At 52.1% G+C, this 2,860-nt stretch carries 1 protein-coding gene and 2 pseudogenes; 1 reads left to right on the forward strand and 2 read right to left on the reverse strand.

Annotation, left to right across the window (positions count from 1 at the left end):
* Window positions 1-72: 72 nt before the first annotated feature.
* A pseudogene (locus tag EDC31_RS17995) lies at window positions 73-381 on the reverse strand (IS481 family transposase); the annotation flags it as partial.
* Window positions 378-1,399: pseudogene (locus EDC31_RS17405) on the reverse strand (transposase); the annotation flags it as partial. The pseudogenes EDC31_RS17405 and EDC31_RS17995, both read right to left, overlap by 4 nt.
* Before the next feature lie 281 nt (window positions 1,400-1,680).
* On the opposite strand from EDC31_RS17405, the gene EDC31_RS17410 reads away from it, so the two are divergent.
* Window positions 1,681-2,670: a hypothetical protein gene (locus EDC31_RS17410; RefSeq protein ID WP_132127222.1), complete on the forward strand. Its 990-nt coding sequence runs from the start codon at window positions 1,681-1,683 to the stop codon at window positions 2,668-2,670.
* Window positions 2,671-2,860 lie beyond the last annotated feature (190 nt).

Here is a 2,860-nt window from a genome sequence, read left to right on the forward strand (position 1 = left end):
CATGTTCGGAAGAGCAGGCTTCGAACTCCTCAGGGCGCGTGTCCTTCAGCCCGCATAATCAAAAAACATCATCACGAAAAGTGCGGAAGAACCCATTTCAGTGCGGACTTCGGCGATGTCGATATGAAAGTAGCCGATCGGATAGGTCCTGAACTTCGACCGTTTCGGCTTGTCGCCTTCGGCGTCGGGCAGGCGGCTGATCCCATGGCGCTGAAAACAACGATGCAAAGAAGAGCGCGTCAGATGCGGGATTGTCGCCTGAAGCGTGTAAAGGCAATCGTCCAGGGGCAATAATGTATGGCGGCGGAACGCCACAATGATGGCTTCCTCCTCGATCGACAAAACCGTCGAAAGAGGAGCTTTCGGACCAGTGCGCCGATCCGGCGCGGCGTCTTGGTCGGCGGCTCTGGCCGGAAGTCATAAGGGCGCCGATCCACGGGGCGTCCGATGGCAACCAGGGGTTCCACGCCCCTGGCCTGCAATGTTTCGACGGCCTTGCGGCTGGCAAAGCCCGTATCGGCGAGGACGGTTCGCGGCAGGCCGATCCTTCCCTCCATCCCCAGGATCATGTCGGCAAAGCTGGGCGCGTCGGCCGTGGTTGCAACGATCCCCTTTTCCACGATCAACTGGCAGCCCTCGGCGCAAACCACGGCCTGGGCGTTGTAGGCTTGCCGGTATTCATGCGCGTCGGAACGGCGCATCAGCTTGCTGTCCGGGTCAGTCAGGTTGATCTGCCGGTCGGGTGGCGGTTCATCGTCCGGCTCTTTCGGCGGGCGGCCGCGCCGTCCCCGCTTCGCATCAAAGGCCGCTTTCCTGCGTTCATAGTCGGGCCGGGCGGCCCCGGCCTGCTCCCGGGCTTCCGCCTCCCGGCGGGCCAGCTCGTCCGGCAAGGCCTGGTGATCCATCTCGGTCGCATCCGCCGCATCCGCCCGCTCCATCAGGGCGGCGATGTCGGTGGCCAGTTTCTCGCGGAGGTCTTTCGCGCGATCATAACGGATGGAACAGTATTTCGAGGCGTTGGCATCGATCTTCGTGCCGTCGATCGACACCGTGCCCAGCCGCATCAGTCCCGTCTCGCGTGCCAACTCCAGCACATGCAGGAAGGCCGCCTCGATCGCCGCACGGTTGCCGCGCCGGAACGTCGAGATCGTGTCATGGTCAGGATGCAGGTTCGCCGCCACAAAGCGCATGCCGATGTCACGATGCGTCGCCCGTTCGATCCGGCGCGATGAGAATACGCCTTGCCGCCAGTCCGCCGAGGCACTGAAAATGCCCCCAGCGGCACCCGCTCCACCGCCGCCACGATGAAATGCGCCACATCGTCCGCCGGCAGCCATGATTTCAGATCCGGCGGCAGAAGATACGGCTGCGATCGATCAAACGGGATGAAGCTGCTCATCCTGAATGCTTACCGCAGATCCCCGCAGGCAGGTACCCCCAACCCGACAGCCTGTTAATGCGCGCCCATACTGGAATCCTCGGCCTTCAGACCGGGAGCACATCAGAAAGCAGAATTGGTATAACGTGACAGCACCTCCACAAACGGCGCTTGCTTCATCAGCACCGTGCCGCCTAAACATCATAACCAGATGAGCCGCAGCCTCCATTATCTCACGCCGTCAAACGTCCCATTTCTTTCGATGACGGACAGATATAGTCAGAATGAGGGGAAGTTTCTACGTGATAAATAACGTATTAACAATTATAGTTTTTTATTTACTTTTCTCGTCCGGAGAAGCGCTTGCATCAGCGCCTAAAAATAGTTGCATTAAAAGGTTAATAGCAACAAAAATTGTTAATAACGATGGTCCACCAGCTTACTTCGCCAAGCTCAATGGAAGAAAAGTTGTAGGGTTTTTTGACCCTCGAGCAATGTCTACGTTTGTTTGGGCAAATAATGGGTATTCCCTTGACGAATACAATAAGGCGTCGGTTGTTGGGATATCTGGCATTTCCAGAGATGCTTATTATACGAATATACCATCTCTAGATATAGGAAACTGGCACATTAAAGAAGTTAACTCTGTAATAATAAGTGAAAAAATAGACCGACCACACGGCAATCCTCCAGCGATATTGGTGGTCGGAGGGGAAATAATGAATGGAAAGTCGATGATGATAAGCCAAGGGGACAGCGCATTCTTCTTATTTGATTACGAAGGTAGTAATTGCCCAGATGAAGGGAATTTATTGTCCAGCAAGTCTGTATATTTAAAACTTTATGGCGACGCCGAGCACCCAGAAAACAAAAATATGATCGAGACTAAAATTAATGGAAAAAAAGTTTATTTTTCGATAAATACATCGGAATATTCTACAGTGATGACGGGAGAATCTTTTGAGCGTGTGTTTGGAAAAGATAAGTTGCATATTATTCACAAAAACTCAGAAATGGTTGGAGAAAACAGTTATTCTGGTTATTCTTACACTGTAAATTTGATAAGTATGTCGGGTCTGGAAATTAAAAACGTTCCGGTTCATGTTTTTTGGGGCGCCACTTACAATGTGATTGGCTCTGATATCCTCAACAAATTCGATTTGATCATTAATAAAGATAAAGGTTCGATGTGGCTGTATCCACGGAAAAATAATGATGATCTACATCGGCCATACCACCTTGTTTGGTGGCCCACTCAGTTACGTGTCGGCGAGACTCACGTTCAAGAATAGATGAAAAATAATTTACTTTACGTGTATTAATGAAATTGGCAGAGTGGAAAGATATCCCGTGGTTTGTCTTGGCGAGGATGGCAATGAAATTGTTCGTGCCCGTCCAAGATCATATTGAATTTCTGGAATCATTTATGATTCCATGTGGGCAGCCCCGATTCGGAAGAGCGGCCTGATGTGGACTATTGAG

The sequence above is a fragment of the Acidomonas methanolica genome (genome assembly GCF_004346035.1).
GTDB classification, from domain to species: Bacteria; Pseudomonadota; Alphaproteobacteria; order Acetobacterales; family Acetobacteraceae; genus Acidomonas; species Acidomonas methanolica.